At 66.0% G+C, this 15,474-nt stretch carries 18 protein-coding genes, 1 tRNA gene and 1 pseudogene; 9 read left to right on the top strand and 11 right to left on the bottom strand.

The annotated features are described in order from the left end of the window. Positions 1–18: 18 nt before the first annotated feature. Together J7I85_RS19060 and J7I85_RS19055 are read right to left on the bottom strand one after the other, a co-directional pair. Positions 19–699 carry a response regulator transcription factor gene (locus J7I85_RS19060; protein WP_214855331.1) on the bottom strand — a complete coding sequence of 227 codons (681 nt, stop codon included), beginning with the start codon at positions 697–699 and terminating at the stop codon, positions 19–21. Then, positions 696–1,967: a cell wall metabolism sensor histidine kinase WalK gene (locus J7I85_RS19055; protein WP_214855448.1), complete on the bottom strand. Its 1,272-nt coding sequence runs from the start codon at positions 1,965–1,967 to the stop codon at positions 696–698. Before J7I85_RS19055 ends, J7I85_RS19060 begins: the two co-directional genes overlap by 4 nt. Positions 1,968–2,170: 203 nt before the next feature. Between J7I85_RS19055 and phoU the strand changes: the two genes are divergently transcribed. Continuing rightward, on the top strand, positions 2,171–2,833 hold the full coding sequence (gene phoU, locus J7I85_RS19050) for a phosphate signaling complex protein PhoU (RefSeq protein WP_214855328.1): 663 nt from the start codon (positions 2,171–2,173) through the stop codon (positions 2,831–2,833). Positions 2,834–2,917: 84 nt separating this feature from the next. Here phoU and J7I85_RS19045 read toward each other — a convergent pair whose 3' ends face one another. Then, on the bottom strand, positions 2,918–3,664 hold the full coding sequence (locus J7I85_RS19045) for a phosphoglyceromutase (RefSeq protein ID WP_214855313.1): 747 nt from the start codon (positions 3,662–3,664) through the stop codon (positions 2,918–2,920). Positions 3,665–3,766: 102 nt separating this feature from the next. On the opposite strand from J7I85_RS19045, the gene J7I85_RS19040 reads away from it, so the two are divergent. Further along, positions 3,767–4,588 carry a class I SAM-dependent methyltransferase gene (locus tag J7I85_RS19040; protein WP_214855310.1) on the top strand — a complete coding sequence of 274 codons (822 nt, stop codon included), beginning with the start codon at positions 3,767–3,769 and terminating at the stop codon, positions 4,586–4,588. Positions 4,589–4,672: 84 nt separating this feature from the next. On the opposite strand, the gene J7I85_RS19035 is transcribed toward J7I85_RS19040, so the two are convergent. Further along, positions 4,673–5,029, bottom strand: coding sequence for a DUF2516 family protein (locus tag J7I85_RS19035; RefSeq protein ID WP_214855306.1), 357 nt, complete (start codon positions 5,027–5,029; stop codon positions 4,673–4,675). A 9-nt stretch (positions 5,030–5,038) separates the two neighbouring features. Continuing rightward, a complete protein-coding gene (locus tag J7I85_RS19030) occupies positions 5,039–6,223 on the bottom strand; it encodes a PLP-dependent aspartate aminotransferase family protein (protein WP_214855303.1) in 1,185 nt (394 codons plus the stop codon). A gap of 109 nt (positions 6,224–6,332) precedes the next feature. Between J7I85_RS19030 and tmk the strand changes: the two genes are divergently transcribed. The 3 genes from tmk to J7I85_RS19015 all read left to right on the top strand — a co-directional run bounded on the left by tmk (position 6,333) and on the right by J7I85_RS19015 (position 9,775). Continuing rightward, positions 6,333–6,998 (top strand): dTMP kinase, encoded by a 666-nt coding sequence (gene tmk / locus J7I85_RS19025; protein ID WP_214855300.1) that lies wholly within the window; start codon positions 6,333–6,335, stop codon positions 6,996–6,998. Continuing rightward, positions 6,995–8,137, top strand: coding sequence for a DNA polymerase III subunit delta' (locus J7I85_RS19020; protein WP_214855285.1), 1,143 nt, complete (start codon positions 6,995–6,997; stop codon positions 8,135–8,137). Before tmk ends, J7I85_RS19020 begins: the two co-directional genes overlap by 4 nt. A gap of 63 nt (positions 8,138–8,200) precedes the next feature. Continuing rightward, on the top strand, positions 8,201–9,775 hold the full coding sequence (locus J7I85_RS19015) for an alpha/beta hydrolase (RefSeq protein ID WP_214855445.1): 1,575 nt from the start codon (positions 8,201–8,203) through the stop codon (positions 9,773–9,775). A 77-nt stretch (positions 9,776–9,852) separates the two neighbouring features. Here J7I85_RS19015 and J7I85_RS19010 read toward each other — a convergent pair whose 3' ends face one another. Next, on the bottom strand, positions 9,853–10,620 hold the full coding sequence (locus J7I85_RS19010; protein WP_214855282.1) for an HAD family hydrolase: 768 nt from the start codon (positions 10,618–10,620) through the stop codon (positions 9,853–9,855). Positions 10,621–10,845: 225 nt separating this feature from the next. Between J7I85_RS19010 and J7I85_RS19005 the strand changes: the two genes are divergently transcribed. From J7I85_RS19005 to J7I85_RS18995, 3 genes are all read left to right on the top strand, one after another. Then, a tRNA-Thr gene (locus tag J7I85_RS19005) sits at positions 10,846–10,918 on the top strand. A 239-nt stretch (positions 10,919–11,157) separates the two neighbouring features. Then, positions 11,158–11,322 (top strand): hypothetical protein, encoded by a 165-nt coding sequence (locus J7I85_RS19000; protein WP_214855279.1) that lies wholly within the window; start codon positions 11,158–11,160, stop codon positions 11,320–11,322. 73 nt (positions 11,323–11,395) lie between these two features. After that, the gene (locus tag J7I85_RS18995) at positions 11,396–11,575 is read left to right on the top strand and encodes a hypothetical protein (RefSeq protein ID WP_214855276.1); all 180 of its coding nucleotides are present in this window, start codon (positions 11,396–11,398) and stop codon (positions 11,573–11,575) included. Here the strand turns inward: J7I85_RS18995 and J7I85_RS18990 are convergent. The 4 genes and pseudogenes from J7I85_RS18990 to J7I85_RS18975 all read right to left on the bottom strand — a co-directional run bounded on the left by J7I85_RS18990 (position 11,572) and on the right by J7I85_RS18975 (position 14,249). Continuing rightward, complete coding sequence (locus tag J7I85_RS18990) at positions 11,572–12,453, bottom strand: hypothetical protein (RefSeq protein WP_251024549.1); 882 nt, start codon at positions 12,451–12,453, stop codon at positions 11,572–11,574. The two genes, J7I85_RS18995 and J7I85_RS18990, sit on opposite strands and share 4 nt — an antisense overlap. A gap of 146 nt (positions 12,454–12,599) precedes the next feature. Further along, positions 12,600–13,073 carry an SRPBCC family protein gene (locus tag J7I85_RS18985; protein ID WP_214855273.1) on the bottom strand — a complete coding sequence of 158 codons (474 nt, stop codon included), beginning with the start codon at positions 13,071–13,073 and terminating at the stop codon, positions 12,600–12,602. A 130-nt stretch (positions 13,074–13,203) separates the two neighbouring features. After that, a pseudogene (locus J7I85_RS18980) lies at positions 13,204–13,351 on the bottom strand (helix-turn-helix domain-containing protein); the annotation flags it as partial. A gap of 406 nt (positions 13,352–13,757) precedes the next feature. Further along, positions 13,758–14,249 (bottom strand): DUF805 domain-containing protein, encoded by a 492-nt coding sequence (locus J7I85_RS18975; RefSeq protein ID WP_214855270.1) that lies wholly within the window; start codon positions 14,247–14,249, stop codon positions 13,758–13,760. A 239-nt stretch (positions 14,250–14,488) separates the two neighbouring features. On the opposite strand from J7I85_RS18975, the gene J7I85_RS25205 reads away from it, so the two are divergent. Further along, positions 14,489–14,836 (top strand): nuclear transport factor 2 family protein, encoded by a 348-nt coding sequence (locus tag J7I85_RS25205; protein ID WP_251024548.1) that lies wholly within the window; start codon positions 14,489–14,491, stop codon positions 14,834–14,836. Positions 14,837–15,193: 357 nt separating this feature from the next. Here J7I85_RS25205 and J7I85_RS18965 read toward each other — a convergent pair whose 3' ends face one another. After that, on the bottom strand, positions 15,194–15,388 hold the full coding sequence (locus tag J7I85_RS18965) for a hypothetical protein (RefSeq protein ID WP_214855266.1): 195 nt from the start codon (positions 15,386–15,388) through the stop codon (positions 15,194–15,196). Between the last annotated feature and the right edge of the window lie 86 nt (positions 15,389–15,474).

Genomic DNA, 15,474 nt, shown 5'->3' with positions numbered 1-15,474 from the left:
GGGCCGGCAGCAAAACTTCTACGGCTCGAACTTGTAGCCCAGGCCGCGCACGGTGACCAGATACCTCGGCAGGGACGGGTCGGGCTCGATCTTGCTGCGCAGCCGCTTCACGTGGACGTCGAGCGTTTTCGTGTCGCCCACATAGTCGGAGCCCCAGACACGGTCAATCAGCTGGCCCCGCGTCAGCACGCGGCCCGAGTTGCGCAGCAGCATCTCCAGCAGTTCAAACTCCTTCAGCGGCAGCGACACCTGCTCGCCGTCGACGCTCACCACGTGCCGCTCGATGTCCATCCGCACGGGGCCTGCGTGGACGGTGGAGGCGATGAGTTCCTCCGGTTCGCCCTGGCGCCGCAGCACCGCGCGGACGCGGGCCACCAGCTCGCGGGAGGAGTAGGGCTTGGTGACGTAGTCGTCCGCGCCCAGCTCCAGCCCGACGACCTTATCTATCTCGGTGTCCTTGGCGGTCAGCATGATGACCGGGACAGTGGAGCGCTGACGCAGCTGCCGGCAGACCTCCGTGCCGGACTGTCCCGGCAGCTGCAGGTCGAGCAGCACGAGGTCTGCCCCGTTGCGGTCGAATTCCGTGATGGCGTCGAGGCCGTTGTCCACGACCTCCACCTCGAATCCTTCCTTGCCCAGTAGATAGGACAGCGGATCGCTGAACGACTCCTCATCCTCGACAATAAGAATCCTGCTCAAGCGTTAGCTCCTCGTTCGTGGACGCCGGCGGCGTCGTGTGGTTCGTTGGACTGTTGCAGCCGGTCGGGCTGGCCCCGCGGTGAGTCGGGGGCCAGCGTTGTGGCTTCCTGGGCAGTGCGGTAGCGCGGTTCCGGCGCGGACGAGTCTTCCTGCCCTTCCATCTCCGGCAGCCGGAGGGTGAACGTGGAGCCCTGGCCGGGCTGCGACCACAGCGTGACTTCCCCGCCGTGGTTGGAAACAACGTGTTTGACGATGCTCAGGCCCAGACCAGTTCCGCCGGTGTGGCGGGACCGGGCCGCGTCCACCCGGTAGAAACGTTCGAACACCCGCTCCTGGTCCTCGGGTGACAGGCCTTCGCCCTGGTCCGTGACGGAGACGGAAACCAGCCCTTCCCTGGACCGCGCGCCGATGCCCACCCGGGTGTTCTCCGGCGAGTACCGGATCGCGTTGTCGATGAGGTTGCGCAGCGCGGTGACCAGCAGGTCCTGGTCACCGTAGACCTTCGCCTCCGCACGGCCGCCAATGACGATCTGGATGTTCTTGCTCTCTGCGGGCAGCTGCGACCGGTCCACGGCTTCGGAGATGACGTCGTTGATGTCCACAGGGTGCCCCTGCTGCGCCACGTTCGCGCCCTGCAGCCGTGACAGCTCAATGATGTCCTGCACCAGCGCGGCGAGGCGGGCCGACTCTTTGTGCATGCGTTTGGCGAAGCGGCGGACGGCGTCCTCATCGTCCGCCGACGATTCCAGCGCTTCGGCCAGCAGCGAGATGGCGCCGACCGGCGTCTTCAGTTCGTGGGACACGTTGGCCACGAAGTCGTTGCGGATCTCCTCCGTCCGGGTAATCTCAGTGCGGTCATCGGCCAGCAGGACAATGTATTCCTCACCCAGCATTGCTGCCCGGACCTGCACGATGATGGTTCCCTTGCCGAGCGGTCCCCGGGGCAGTTCAAGTTGCCTCTCCAGGATCACGCCGTCCCGCCGGACGTTCGCCGTCATGTCCAGCAGCTCGCGGTGCACCACCGTGTGGCCGCGCACCAGCCCGTAGGCGTAGGCCGCCGGGCTTGCCCGGACGACGCCGTCGATCGCGTCCACCACCACGAACGCCTGCCCGACGACGGCGAGGACTTCTGCGGACCCCTGGGGCAGCGCCGGTTCGTCGTACTCAATGTCCACGAGCTCGCGCTGCTTCTCGCTGGCACGGAAGGCAAGCACGCCAAAGACGCCGAACGACAGGCCCAGCAGGCCGGCGATGACACCTAAGAGCATTGGATCCACGCCTCCAGCTTATGCTTCCGGGAACCCCCGATATCCGATAAACGGCCCACGCGGTGCGGATTCAGCTAACGTTCATCTTGAGGTGTGTATCAGTTCACCGAACACTGGAAGAGTGTGCGGTTGGACTGCCGGAACGGTGACACGAAATTCTGACCGCCGCGGCGGGGCGGAGTTTCCAAGGAAAGGACGCCTACGTGCGCAAGGTTTTTCAGGAGGAGCTGGCCCATGTGGGCGAGGACCTCATCGAGATTTCAAAGCTGGTCAGTGAAGCGATCGGCAAGGCAACGACGTCGTTCGAGAGCGCCGACGTCGATCTGGCACAGGACGTCATCGCTGCGGACGCCAGGATCGACTTCCTGCAGAACAGCCTCGACGAGCGCGCCATCGACATCCTCGCCCTGCAGGGCCCCGTGGCCAGCGACCTGCGCATGATCGTCGGGTCGCTGCGGATGAGCGCATCCCTGGAGCGCATGGGTGACCTTGCCCGCCACATTGCCCAGCTGGCCCGGCTGCGCTTCCCCGCCATGGTGATCCCGGAGTCCCTGACCGGGACGTTCAAGAGCTTCGCCGAGCAGGACATCGAGATCGCGAACAAGCTCACCCAGCTGCTGGAGACCCGCGACCTCGAGGTTGCCCGCGACATCCTCAAGGCCAACTCCGCGGTGAACGACCTCCACCTCAGTGTCTTCAAGGCGATCGCACGCCCCGAGTGGCAGGAATCCCCGGCCACCACCGTGGACGTTGCACTGGCCAGCCGCTACTTCGAGCGGTTCGCGGATCACGGCGTGTCCGTGGCGCAGAAGGTCACCTACCTTGTGACCGGCGCCTGGCACCCGAACAGCATCGAGCACGGCTAACAATAAACTCCACTGGATTAAAACGGACGACGCCGGCTGGTCACCTGAGGTGACCGGCCGGCGTCGTCCGTTTGCTGGGAAACTTTACTTCTTGCCCTGGTTGGCAACGGCCAGGATGGCCTGCTCCGCTGCCTCGGGATCAAGGTAGGTTCCGCCGGGAGTGATCGGCTGGAAGTTCTCGTCCAGGTCGTAGACCAGCGGGATGCCCGTGGGAATGTTCAGGCTGGCGATGGCGTCGTCGCTGATGCCGTCCAGGTGCTTGACCAGGGCGCGCAGGGAGTTGCCGTGGGCGGTGACCAGGACGGTCTTGCCCGCCTTCAGGTCTTCCTTAATGTCCGATTCCCAGTACGGGAGCAGGCGGACGAGGACATCCTTGAGGCACTCTGTGCGGGGCATTTCGTCGCGGAGGTCCGCGTAGCGGGGATCGCGGGACTGGGAGAACTCGCTGCTGTCGTCCAGTACGGGCGGCGGGGTGTCGTAGGAGCGGCGCCACAGCATGAACTGGTCCTCGCCGAATTCGGCCAGGGTCTGGGCCTTGTCCTTGCCCTGCAGGGCACCGTAGTGGCGCTCGTTGAGGCGCCAGTCGCGCTTGACGGGGATCCAGCCACGGTCGGCCTTGTCCAGGGAGATGTTGGCCGTGTTGATGGCCCGCTTCAGGAGCGAGGTGTAGAGGATGTCCGGGAGAATGTTGTTCTCAACCAGCAGCTCCCCACCGCGTGCTGCTTCCTCGCGGCCCTGATCGTTCAGGTCTACGTCCACCCAGCCGGTGAACAGGTTCTTGGCGTTCCATTCGCTGTGGCCGTGGCGCAGCAGAATCAGCTTGTAAGTCATGATTTTCATCCTAGCCGAGCGCGGCCCGCCGCTGCCGAGAGTTACATCACGCGGCAGGACCGCCCGCATCCCGTAGGCAGGGCCCCCCGTTAAGCTGGTGCCGTGGTGCAGAAAGCAGAGCGGGTGGTGACCAACCGGAGCAGCCGGGGCAAGCCGGTGGGGAACGTGACCCGCGGCACCACCAACCCGAACCGCATGCGCCGGCTGGACAGGTGGCTGGCCGGGCCGCAGGCCTGGCGGCTCCGGAGGGCAGCCGACCCGCTCGTGGTGGACCTCGGCTACGGCGCTTCGCCGGCCACCGCCGTCGAACTCTTTGAACGGCTCCGGGCGGTACGGCCGGATGTGCGCGTCTGCGGGATCGAGATAGAACCGGAACGGGTGCGTGCAGCGAAGGCCCTGGAGCGCCCGGGCCTGAGTTTCCACAACGGCGGATTCGAACTTCCGGTGCCCGGGAACCCGGTGTTTGTGCGCGCGTTCAACGTGTTGCGTCAGTACGAGGAAGCGGACGTCCGCGGCATCTGGGAACTGGTGCAAGGCCGGCTGGCTCCGGATGGCCTGTTCATCGACGGGACGTGCGACGAGATAGGCCGCCGCTCCGTCTGGATCGCCCTTGCTGCTGAGCGGCCGCTCAGCCTCACCATGTCAGTGCGGTTCGGGAGTTTCGGGCTGCCGTCAGAGATCGCGGAACGCCTGCCCAAGGCCCTCATCCACCGCAATGTTCCCGGCGAACGCATCCACACGCTGCTGCAGGCGATGGACCGGGCATGGCTCGAGGCGGCGCCCTTGGCGCCCTTTGGAAACCGTCAACGGTGGACGGCGATGTGCCGGGCGCTGCTCGACGGCGGGTGGCCGGTACAGGATGGCCCCTCGCGCTGGCGGCTCGGGGAACTTACCGTCGGCTGGGAAGCTGTGGCGCCAGACTGACGCCTGGGCCCACGCCGGCAGGGTTCCCTGGGCGAGCTTCCGAGCTCAGGGTGCCGGCGGGGATCACCAACGCTTTGAGTGCGGTCACCAGGGGCCGTAGGGGCCCATGTTTCGGCTGCCGCCGCGGCCGGCGTCCTTCAAGGCCGGCCGGACGTCGGCCAGGTAGACGGAGGCCGCCACCACTGCCCCCAGGCCAAATAGGCCAAGCGGGCCGAGGAGGCCGCCCGATCCGCCGCCAAGCACGGAGAGCGCACCGACGGCCAGGCTGCCGCCGGTCAATGCCAGCCAGAACGTTTTGGTGCGCTTGCCAACAGCTTCAAAGGCGTTTGGCCGGTGCCGGACGCAGTCAAAGAAGGCCCACACCTCGAGGGCCAGTGCTATCAGCCCCAAAATGTAATAGACCGTGCTCTCAACGTAGAAAATCAGTAGTCGTCCGTCCACCAGCCCAGCCTATCGGTCCAGCGCGTCCAGCGCCTGCTTCAAATCGGCCCAGAGGTCCTCGACGTTTTCGATGCCGACGCTCAGGCGCACCAGGTTCTCGGGGACGCTGACCGGTTCCGCAGCGTGCCGGCGCCGCCGCTCGATGAGCGACTCAACGCCGCCCAGGGAGGTGGCCGGCAGCCACAGGTTCAGGGCACGCACCAGTTTGTCCGCAGTTTCGGAAGCGCTGAGACCGCCGGCAGCGGCTACCTGGACGCAGAGAATGGAACCAAAGCTTGTCATCTGGGACTTGGCCAAATCGTGGCCAGGATCCGACACCAGGCCCGGGTAGCGCACATTCTCCAGGGCCGGGTGTCCGCTGAGGCGCTCGGCCAGCACCGCTGCCGACGCCTGCGAACGCTCAATCCGCAGGGCCAGCGTGCGCAGGCCGCGCAAGGCCAGCCACGCTTCAAAGGGACCAGCGATGCCACCATGGATGATGCGGTGGTGAAGAAGGGCCTCGCGCAGTTCCGCGTCAGAGGTCACCAGGGCGCCCAGCACCACGTCGGAGTGGCCGGCCAGGTACTTGGTCACCGAGTGAAGCACGACGTCCGACCCCAGGCTGAGCGGCTGCTGCACCAGGGGGGTGGAGAAGGTGTTGTCCGTGACGACGACGGCGCCGGCGCCGTGGGCTGCCTGGGTGAGCGCCCGGAGGTCCGCGATGCCGAGCATCGGGTTGGTGGGGCTTTCCAGCCACAGCATGTCCGCCGCCTTGCCGTCCTGCGGCGCTATCTGGGCCCGGACCGCTTCGGTGTCCGCGATGTCCACGGTGCGGAGTTCGAGGAGCCCCTTTTCTGCCAGCTCGGCAGCCATGACCAGCGAACCGGAATAGCTGTGGGACGGCATCACCAGGACGCCCCCGTTGGGGATCAGGGAGAGCGCGGAGCTGACCGCGGCCAGTCCCGAGGAGTACAGCAGGCCCGGCAGTGAGGCGCCCTCGAGCTGGCCGAGGGCCTCTTCGAACGGGTCCCACGTGGGGTTCGAGTAGCGGCCGTAGCCCCGGTCGCCGTCGTCGAGCGCGCCGGTGCCGAAATAGGTGGAGGAGAGCACGATGGGCGGGTTGACGGGCGCATCGTGTTCACGGGGCGGACGGCCGGCGGCCACAACCACCGTTTCGGCAGACAGGGATGCGGCATGCTGATCGGAAAGACTCATGGTCAAAGGGTACGTTGGGTGCCTGCCCACTAGGAAAGCGGCTGCTTCTGGCTGGATGCGGAAGCGGGCGCGGGGCATTTTCGTCGGTGGAAATCGGTAGGCTGGATAAGTGAATACGCAGAGCTCCGGACTTTTCATCGCCTTCGAGGGCGGTGACGGTGCCGGCAAGTCAACCCAGGCGGCCCGGCTGGCCGGCTCGCTGGAATCGCGCGGCCTCACCGTGCTGCGCACCCGGGAACCCGGCGGGACGCCCGTCGGCGAGAAGCTCCGTTCCCTGGTGCTGGACCACGGCCACGGCCACATTGATGCCCACACCGAAGCCCTGATCTTCGCCGCCTCCCGGGCCGCGCACGCCAGCCAGATCATCAGGCCGGCCCTGGCCCGCGGTGAGGTGGTGCTCACGGACCGCTACATCGACTCCTCGGTGGCATACCAGGGCGCCGGCCGCGGCCTTGGCACGGACGCCGTGCGGAGTGTCAATGAGTGGGCCACGTCCGGTCTGCAGCCGGACCTGACGGTACTCCTGGATGTCCACCCGGCCGAGGGCCGCAGCCGCCGCACCGCCGGGGATGCTGCCGAGGACCGGCTGGAATCGGAAGCCGACGAGTTCCACGCCCGGATCCGCCAGGCGTTCCTGGACCTCGCCGAGGCGAGGCCGGACAACTACCTAGTGCTGGAGGCAGGACGGCCTGTCGAGGACATCGCGGGACTGATCCTGGCGCGCGTCGAGCAGCTCCTCGCACGAACCGGCACCGACCGGCCGGGACGGCCATGACCGTTTGGGATGACCTGCAGGGGCAACCGGCCGTCGTCGCCCAGCTGCGGCAGGCGGCCATGGGTGAGGGGCTCACGCACGCCTGGCTGTTCACCGGGCCCCCCGGTTCCGGCCGCTCCAATGCCGCCAAGGCATTCGCCGCGGCACTGAACTGCGACCAGGACGACGTCACCATGCGCGGCTGCGGCACCTGCCCGGCGTGCCTGACCATCCTGGGCGAAACCCACGCAGACGTCTCCTTTGTGCGCACCGAAAAGGTGACCATCACCATCGACGAGGCCCGTGAACTCGTGGCCACCGCGGGCAACCGGCCGTCCTCGGCCCGTTGGCGGATCATCGTGGTGGAGGACGCCGACCGCATGGCAGAGCGCACCACCAACGTGCTGCTCAAGGCCATCGAGGAGCCCACCCCACGCACCATCTGGATGCTGTGCGCCCCCTCCCCCGCGGACGTCCTGGTGACCATCCGCTCGAGGTGCCGGGCAGTGGCGCTGCGGCTTCCGCCCGCCGCGGACGTGGCGGCCCTGCTGGTGAAGCGCGACGGTGTGGACCCGGCCGTTGCTGAGCGGGCGGCGCGGGCCGCCCAAAGCCACGTGGGCATCGCCCGCCGTTTAGCCCGGGATGGCGAGGCCCGGGACAGGCGCCTGGAGACCGTCCGGTTCCCGCTGGGCCTGCGGGGCATTACGGCCGCCGTGATGATGGCTGATAAACTCGTGAAGATCGCCACCGAGGAGGCCACCAGCTCCAATGAGGAGCGCGACGCCGCCGAGAAGGCCGCCCTGCTGGCAACGCTGGGTGCCCCCGAGACCGGGACCCTGCCGCCGGCCATGCGCAGCCAGGTGAAGCAGCTTGAAGACGATCAAAAGCGGCGGGCAAAGCGTTCCGTCACCGATTCACTCGACCGGACGCTGACTGACCTTCTCTCGTTCTACCGGGACGTCCTGATCATCCAGCTGGGGAACGCCGTCGAACTCGTGAACGTTGAACTCAGGAGCGAACTGGAGGAGTTCGCCCAACGGTCAGGGCCCGAAGTGACACTCGCCCGGATGGACGCCATCAACAACGCCCGCAAGCGCATCACCACCACCAACGTCGCACCCCTGTTGGCCGTAGAGTCAATGGCCGCGAGCCTGATCTAAGCCACACACCGCCACCCATCTGACTGACCAAGCTGACGCCGCCTACAAGGAGAAAACCGCATGATGTCTGCACCGCCCCTGTCCTCGCGACCCCGGACCCTCGCGGGCGGGATGCGGGCGGCCGGCGCCATGGCGCTTGCCTTGCTGCTGGCATCGTGCAGTGCCCTTGGCCTCTCCAAGGACGAGTCCTCCCAGGGCGGTTCCACCGGGCAGGCCGACCCCTCGATAGCGGCGGCCGCGCCCGAAGGGCTGAAGGACTTCTACTCCCAGAAGATTGTCTGGGAGCCCTGCGAGGACAATCTGCAGTGTGCCAAGGTCAAGGTGCCGGTGGACTACGCGAAGCCGGACGGCGACACGATAGAACTCGCCGCCGTGAAGATCGCCAGCACCGGGGACAAGAAGCAGGGCAGCCTGCTGGTCAACCCCGGCGGACCTGGCGCATCCGGCTACGACTTCGTCAGGGATGCCGGCAACAGTAATTTCTCCGAGGCGGTGCGCGCCAACTACGACCTCGTCGGTTTCGATCCCCGCGGCGTCAAGCGCTCGGCACCCGTCACCTGCCTCACCGACAGGGAACGGGATGAGGCAAGGGCAAAGGTCTACACGCCGGAAACCGACGCCGGGCTGGCAGTGCTCCGCGCCGATAACAAGGCCATCGCCGCCAAGTGCGCTGAGCAAACGGGCGCGGTGCTTGGCCACATTGACACTGTAAGCGCGGCCAAGGACCTGGACGTCCTGCGCGCCGTGCTTAACGACTCCAAGCTCAACTACATGGGTTTTTCGTACGGCACTTTCCTGGGCTCCACCTACGCGTCGCTCTTCCCGAACAATGTGGGGCGCATGGTCCTCGATGGCGCCATCGATCCGTCCCTCAGTGCTGAGGAGCTAACGTTGGGCCAGGCCCGGGCCTTCGAGAAGGCGCTGCGTGCCTACGTGGAACATTGCCTCGGAGAGGAGGGGTGCCCCCTGAGCGGAACGGCCGACGACGGCCTCCAGCAGATCCGCGACCTCATTAACTCCGTGATCCAGACTCCGCGTACGGCCAAGGACGGCCGGCTAGTGGGCGGCAATGTCTTCGTCAGCGGCATCGTCGTTCCGCTCTACGCCAACGAAAGCTGGCCGGCTCTGACGCAGGCACTGGACGCGGCCATGAAGGGCGACGTCAGCCCCATGCTTCGCCTCGCCGACCTGGGCGCGAACCGGTCCCCCAACGGCAAATACACGTCCAACACGGCTCTTGCCTTCAGCGCCATCAACTGCCTGGACTACCCCACGAGCAGCGACCCCGCGGCCATGCGTGCCGAGGAGCAGCGGCTTCGTGAGGCCTCCCCCACGCTGGGCTACTTCTTCGCCTACGGCGGGGCGAACTGCGCGGACTGGCCGTACAAGAACATCCGGACCCCCTCCGCCGTCAAATACAGCGGCTCCGCGGCGATCGTCGTCGTTGGTACCACCGGCGACCCGGCAACGCCGGTGGAGTGGGCGAGCGAACTGCGGAAGCAGCTGGGCAACGCGTCTCTGCTCACCTTCAAGGGTGAGGGCCACACCGCCTACGGCCGGTCCAACACCTGCATCACCAGCGCCGTGGACAAGTACCTCGTGGACGGCAAGGAGCCGGCCGACAACACCGTCTGCTGACCGCACGGCCGTGGCGGCCGGTGCAGCAGTAGCGGCCGCACCCCGGCCGCCGTCCGGTGCGTCAGGTCGCTGAAGCCTCAGAGCCGGGAAGCGCGCCGCTCCAGGAGTGCCGGGAAGTCCTTAATGGAGGGCAGGACGTCGGTGGCACCGGCGCCGCGAAGCGCCGCCTCGGAGTGCGACCCCGTCAACACCCCGGCAGCCACGGAAGCCCCGGCGCGCAGGCCGGAATGGATGTCCGCGGCGGAGTCCCCCACCACGGCCACCTTCCGGACGTCGTCAATGTCGAGGGCCAGGACCGCTGTCAGCACCATGTCCGGGAACGGCCTGCCCCTGCCGGCGTCCGCGGGGCACAGGCTGAGGTCCGCCAGGCCCATCCAGCCCAGCGATTCCAGCACCATGTTCTGCGTGTGGCGCCCGAAGCCGGTAGCCAGGCAGACCTTGACGCCTGCGTCCCGGAGCCAGCCGATGGTGTCCTCGGCCCCCGGAACGGCCCGGACTCCGCCGTCGGCGAGGAGTTCATCGCAGTTCAACTCGAACCTCTTGTTGGCGCTTGTAGCCGCCTGGGGGTCGTCGAACAGTTCGGCGAAAACCGTCATCCGGGAGATGCCGGAGCGCTCCCGCGCGTAGCGCAGCATGCCTTCAAAACGGGCCGCGCCGGCCGGCACTCCCTGCTCCACCAGCGTGCGGGACATCGCGCGGTCCATGAGGCCGCCGTCGTATACGGTTGTTCCCACCATGGCCAGCACCGCCAGCCGGACGGGCTGGCCCTGCTCCGCCGCCTCCGCATCCGCCGAGAGGGCAGTGCGCACTGCGCTGCCGGTTGAGATTGCGCTGTTGGGTGTCATGCTCGAGCTCCTTTGCCGCTGATGCGCAGGCATGCTGCGCCACACTGTCGGATCCAGCATTCCCGCCGTTGCTGTGGGTGGCCTGAACCGGATCCAACGACGGAATGAACGTCCTGCCAACGTCAATCGCAGCCAGCGGGGCGCTCATTTTGACCCGGACACGGGGACTCTATTACAGTTGTCTCTTGCATGAACCGGCCGGTTTCACCGGCTGATTGGTGCGGTGCTTCCTTAGCTCAGTCGGTAGAGCGTTTCACTCGTAATGAAAAGGTCATCAGTTCGATTCTGATAGGAAGCTCGGGATAAACCCCCTAGAAACTACGGTTTTTAGGGGGTTTTTCGCTGGTTTCGCCCGAAGACGCCACTGGGCCTGGGGGCACATCTTTGGCGCCCTTCGGCGAGCAAACATTCGATTCACCCGCATCCACGCACGTTGTCGGAGACTTAAGCCAATCTGGCATCGCTCGCAGTGGGGCGGGTTTTTCTTGAGCCAGTCTTGATCGGCACCCGATGGGACCTTGAGTCAACGACGGCAGAGTGTTCGTTACCGGCACGGAAGACCGGCCGTACGAAGTCCGCAGGTCGGGCTCCTTCATGAAGGGGACGTTCGCCACAATGGACTGCAACCCGAACTCCGCCACCGGCAAGGCCGTCGCCTCGTTGGTGTTCACCGGCACCCAGCCCTCCCGCGCCAACCAATAACCCCCACACGTCCCCTCCGTCGTCTGGCCCCAGAACCGCGGCGGAGGGGACCCATCCGTAAGGCAGCAAGGCCATGACAGCAGCGGCAACGCCGGCGGGCAAGGTGCCGGGCACGACGGTCCCCGCCAAAGGCCAGCTGCTGCTGAAGGCCGGCCGCCTGCTGGTCTGCACGGCTGCTGCGGCGCGGGACATCGACCTTCACCTGCCGGAGCTGCCGGAAGCCCTCGCGGGCCGCCGGCGCCTCGACGTCTAGGCGGGGGCGCACGCCGCCGTCACAAAGTCATAAATCTGCCCACGCAGTGCTGTGCCGGCCGGGATCTTCAACTGCCCCTCGCGTTCTCCCACACCCACATGCAGGGGCAGCAGCGTGCCCACTTTGTCCTCGGCGATGGCATGCGGATCGCAGCGGGCAGGACGGATCCGCAAACGCAGTTCAGAGCGGGGGGCGCCCTGCACGATGCGGACGTTCCGCGGCCACGGCTCGTCCGCCGGCGCGGCAATCAGGGTGGTTCCGTCGATGCTCGCGATGGTCATCGAGCTTATGTCCGTGCCGGCGCCGTCCGCTTCCTTAGGGATGATGACCAGCCGGACGACGGCGGTGCGGGAGTCCGGCGCAACTTCAAGTCTGCGGTCCAGGACGATGTCCGCCACGGCGGCGGCCTCCGCCGCTAGGCACAGCTCCGTGTTGTTCCGCTCCAGGACACGGAAGGGGTCGACGGCGACCGGCGCCACCTCCCGCAGGCCGGCCCGCCCGAGCTCCGAATACCTCACGGTGGCGACTGGCTGCTGTGTGACTGACTGCTGCGCGGTCGCTTGCTGCGCGGTTGATTGGTCCCGGCCGCAGACCGGGGCCGGCAGCCGGGCTGGAAGGCTCTTAGGCTGGCCGGGAGGCAGTTCGAGGCTTCCGCCGGTTGGCTCCCACAGGATGTCCCCTTGAAACAGTGGCGACGCGAGTTGCGCCGCAGCCACCGTCAGGGGTCCGCCGGAAACGTTGGTAAGCAGGAGCTGGATGGCCTGTTTTCCGTACTGGTCGCGCGACTGGTTCACCTCCACCGTTATCGGCAGTGGTCCAGCAGACTCTTGTGACTCCGGCACGGTGCAGGCCGCGAGCGCAGGGATCGCCGTCGCCATGGCAACCGCCGCCAGAACAGTCAGCCAGCGGCGGGCGATCGTACAGGACCCGCCCACAGGTGACTTATGCGCAGTAGACCCCTGCGCATAAGGGCACGGGCCGTGGACCTGTTGTTCATGCAACAGGTCCACAGCCCGGGGTTTTTCTAGAACTGCCCGGTGGGGCCACTGTCCTCGACTTCGCCGCGCCAGCCACCGGTTTCCGTGCCGCGTGACTCGATGAAGTCCTTGAATTTCCGCATGTCGGCCTTGACCTGCATTTCGTCAATCTTCAGAGCCGCGCCTGCTTTCTCCGTGACGGTTTCCGGCGCCCATTCGAAGTGGACCTTCACCTTGGTGTGATTGGCATCCAGGGGCGTGAACCTGATGATGCCGGCATGGGACTTGCCGTCGGTGCTGCGCCAGGCGATCCGATCATCAGGCTCCTGGTCAACTATTTCGGTATCAAATTCCCGCTTCACACCGCCGACCTTCGTAACCCAGTGATTGGTGGTGTTGCTCAGCTGGGTTACGGATTCCACGCCGGACATGAACTGCGGAAATGATTCGAACTGCGTCCACTGGTTGTAGGCCGTATGGACCGGAACTGCGACATCAACGGTCTCTTCAACGGTTTCCATCTGTTTCCTCCTGTCATAACGGGTGGCCCGAAAGCGGGCCCTCGGCAGTCGCCGCTCCCTCCAACAGCAACCGCCACCTGAACGGTAGGTCCGGTGCCTTCTTGTGTCCAGACCCTGCACGTAACCGGGGTCAGGGACTGCCGGCTGTGCTGCCTGCCGTGACCAGGAGGTCCCCGACCTGGCACTCCAGGGCATCACAGATAGCGCAAGGTGGAGAACCTGATCGCCTTTGCCCGGTCGTTTTTCAGCACCGACAGGTTCACCAGGCTGACGCCGACCCAGGCCCTCGGTGTCCTTCTGCAGGCGGCGGCCAAACTCGAAAACCCCGGCGACGAGAAGCAGGGCGTGCTCAGCACCAGAGGACCGACGTTGAAGTCCAAAGAGAAGAGGTAGCGCTCCCCCGGCACGCGCCCGTTCGCTCCGATCAGGTCCGCCAGCCGGCTCCGCCCGATGGAATCGAGAATCTGCCCGACCGTCCCGGCCAGTGCGAGGACAAATCCGCCGGCACCAACGAGCCACGCAGAACCATGTGTGAAAAGAAATTCACTCCGGAGCCGGTAGGCCAGCAGGAAGATCACTAATGCCCTCCAGGCCGGCCTGCTGCCCTTCACAGGGCAAAAAGGAGCCCGCCGGGACGGCCGGGTGATCCGTCGGCGGCGGGCTCCCTACGGCCATGCCCCGTGCTCAGCCCGCCGGGGTGTCGAACCGCTGCCCTTCGGGCTTTGACGGCAGGATCGTCAGGACCAGCAGTGCTAGGGCTCCAAGGAACGGTACGAGAACCAGCAGCACAAGCCACCCGCTCAGGTTCACATCGTGCAGGCGCCGTGCGGTCAAGGCCAGCGAAGGCACGATGGTTCCCAATGCCCAAATGCCGAGCAGAACGTAGCCAACCACGGCGCCCGGACCTGGCACTGCAGTACCGTTGGCGGCTACGGTTGCTCCCGTCGCGCCCCCGACGGCCGTGATGATGTTGATGATGATGTCGATCACGAGCGCGGCGAGCGCCCACCACCAGTACTCACTCCGGCTGGCACGGCCCGAGAACGTGGCGTACTTCTTGAAGAACCGGCGGACTGCTACCGGAAAGGGTGCACCATAGTACGGTGCCCAAAGCGGCGGTTCGCCGGCTCCCGTCTGGTAGGCCTGCTGCTGCTGTGGATATTGCTGATAGCTCATGGATTTCCCCCCACGGGTTCTGAGTTATGAGACGAGCCCATCGTAGGGGCCAAACTGACGGATCGGCCTTTCGATGGAGAAAATTTACTGCGATTTTCACTGCGTGAATTGATAAGTGCGGAAGTTTTTGAAATTTCCGGATCCGCGTACGCCGCGAGCCTGGACGCCGGCAAATAAATGATCATCGACATGGTCCTCGCGCGGGCTTAACCCTTTCCTCGCTGGGATCCGACAACGAAATGGGAACCCAGGAAGATGCCGATTTGGTGCGGCGGGGCTACGAAGCGTTCGGTGCAGGTGACATGGACACTCTTCGAAGCCTGTTCGAGGAGGACGCCGTTTGGCATCTGGGAGGCAGCGGCGGGCTGTCCGGTGACAAGCAGGGCCGGGACGCCGTACTCGCCTACTTCGGCGAACTGTTCACACGATCCGACGGCACAATCAGAGTCGATTTGGACAATCTGATCGGCGGGGAAAAATCACACCGTTGGCTTCCAGACGTTTTGACAGCATTCTCAGTGGCCGTCCGCAGTGCGCGGGTCTTTTGCCGGCGGCAACATAGAGTGATGCCATGGCAGATGCGATGAAGTCCCTCACTGAAACCTTCAAGAATGTGGGCGTGTCCAGGGCCTACGGGGAGCCGATCCGGCTCGACGGGAAAGAACTCGTTCCCGTTGCGCTGGTTTCCTTCGGCTTTGGCGGCGGCACCGAAGGCGGCGATCCGGACGCAGCGGGCTCCGGCGGCGGAGGAGGCGGATTCGTCTTCCCCCTAGGGGTTTACACCCAGGACGACGGCGGCCGGCTGACTTTCCGGGCAAATCCCCTGTCGCTGACCGCTTGCCTGGTACCGCTCGTATGTGCCGTCGGGTTTGCCCTGCGCGGCGCACCCCCGGGCGCGGCGGTAGCCCCATTTTCGACCGAAAGTCATTCTCGGCTGGAAGTCGCTACGCGACGTCGTCGGCGATGTTCCGGTCCGACAGGTGGGCCAGCAGTGCCTTTTCCGGATTGCCCGGGTGCTCTTCGAGGTGGCGCAACAGGCTGACGCGCACGTCGGGGCCTGTGGCAACCGCCGAAAGAACATCGATAATGACGTCCATGACCTGACGGCGCATCGTCAAATCCTCCGAAGCGTACGTCATGTGCACCTCCCATCCGGCCGCGAGCCCATCCCCCGACTGTTCTTTCGATCGATCCTGCACGCTCGAGCGATATCGTCGCTTCCGGC

The organism is Arthrobacter sp. ISL-65 (genome assembly GCF_018613795.1).
GTDB lineage: Bacteria > Actinomycetota > Actinomycetes > Actinomycetales > Micrococcaceae > Arthrobacter.
This window is presented reverse-complemented; position numbering and strand designations above follow the sequence as displayed.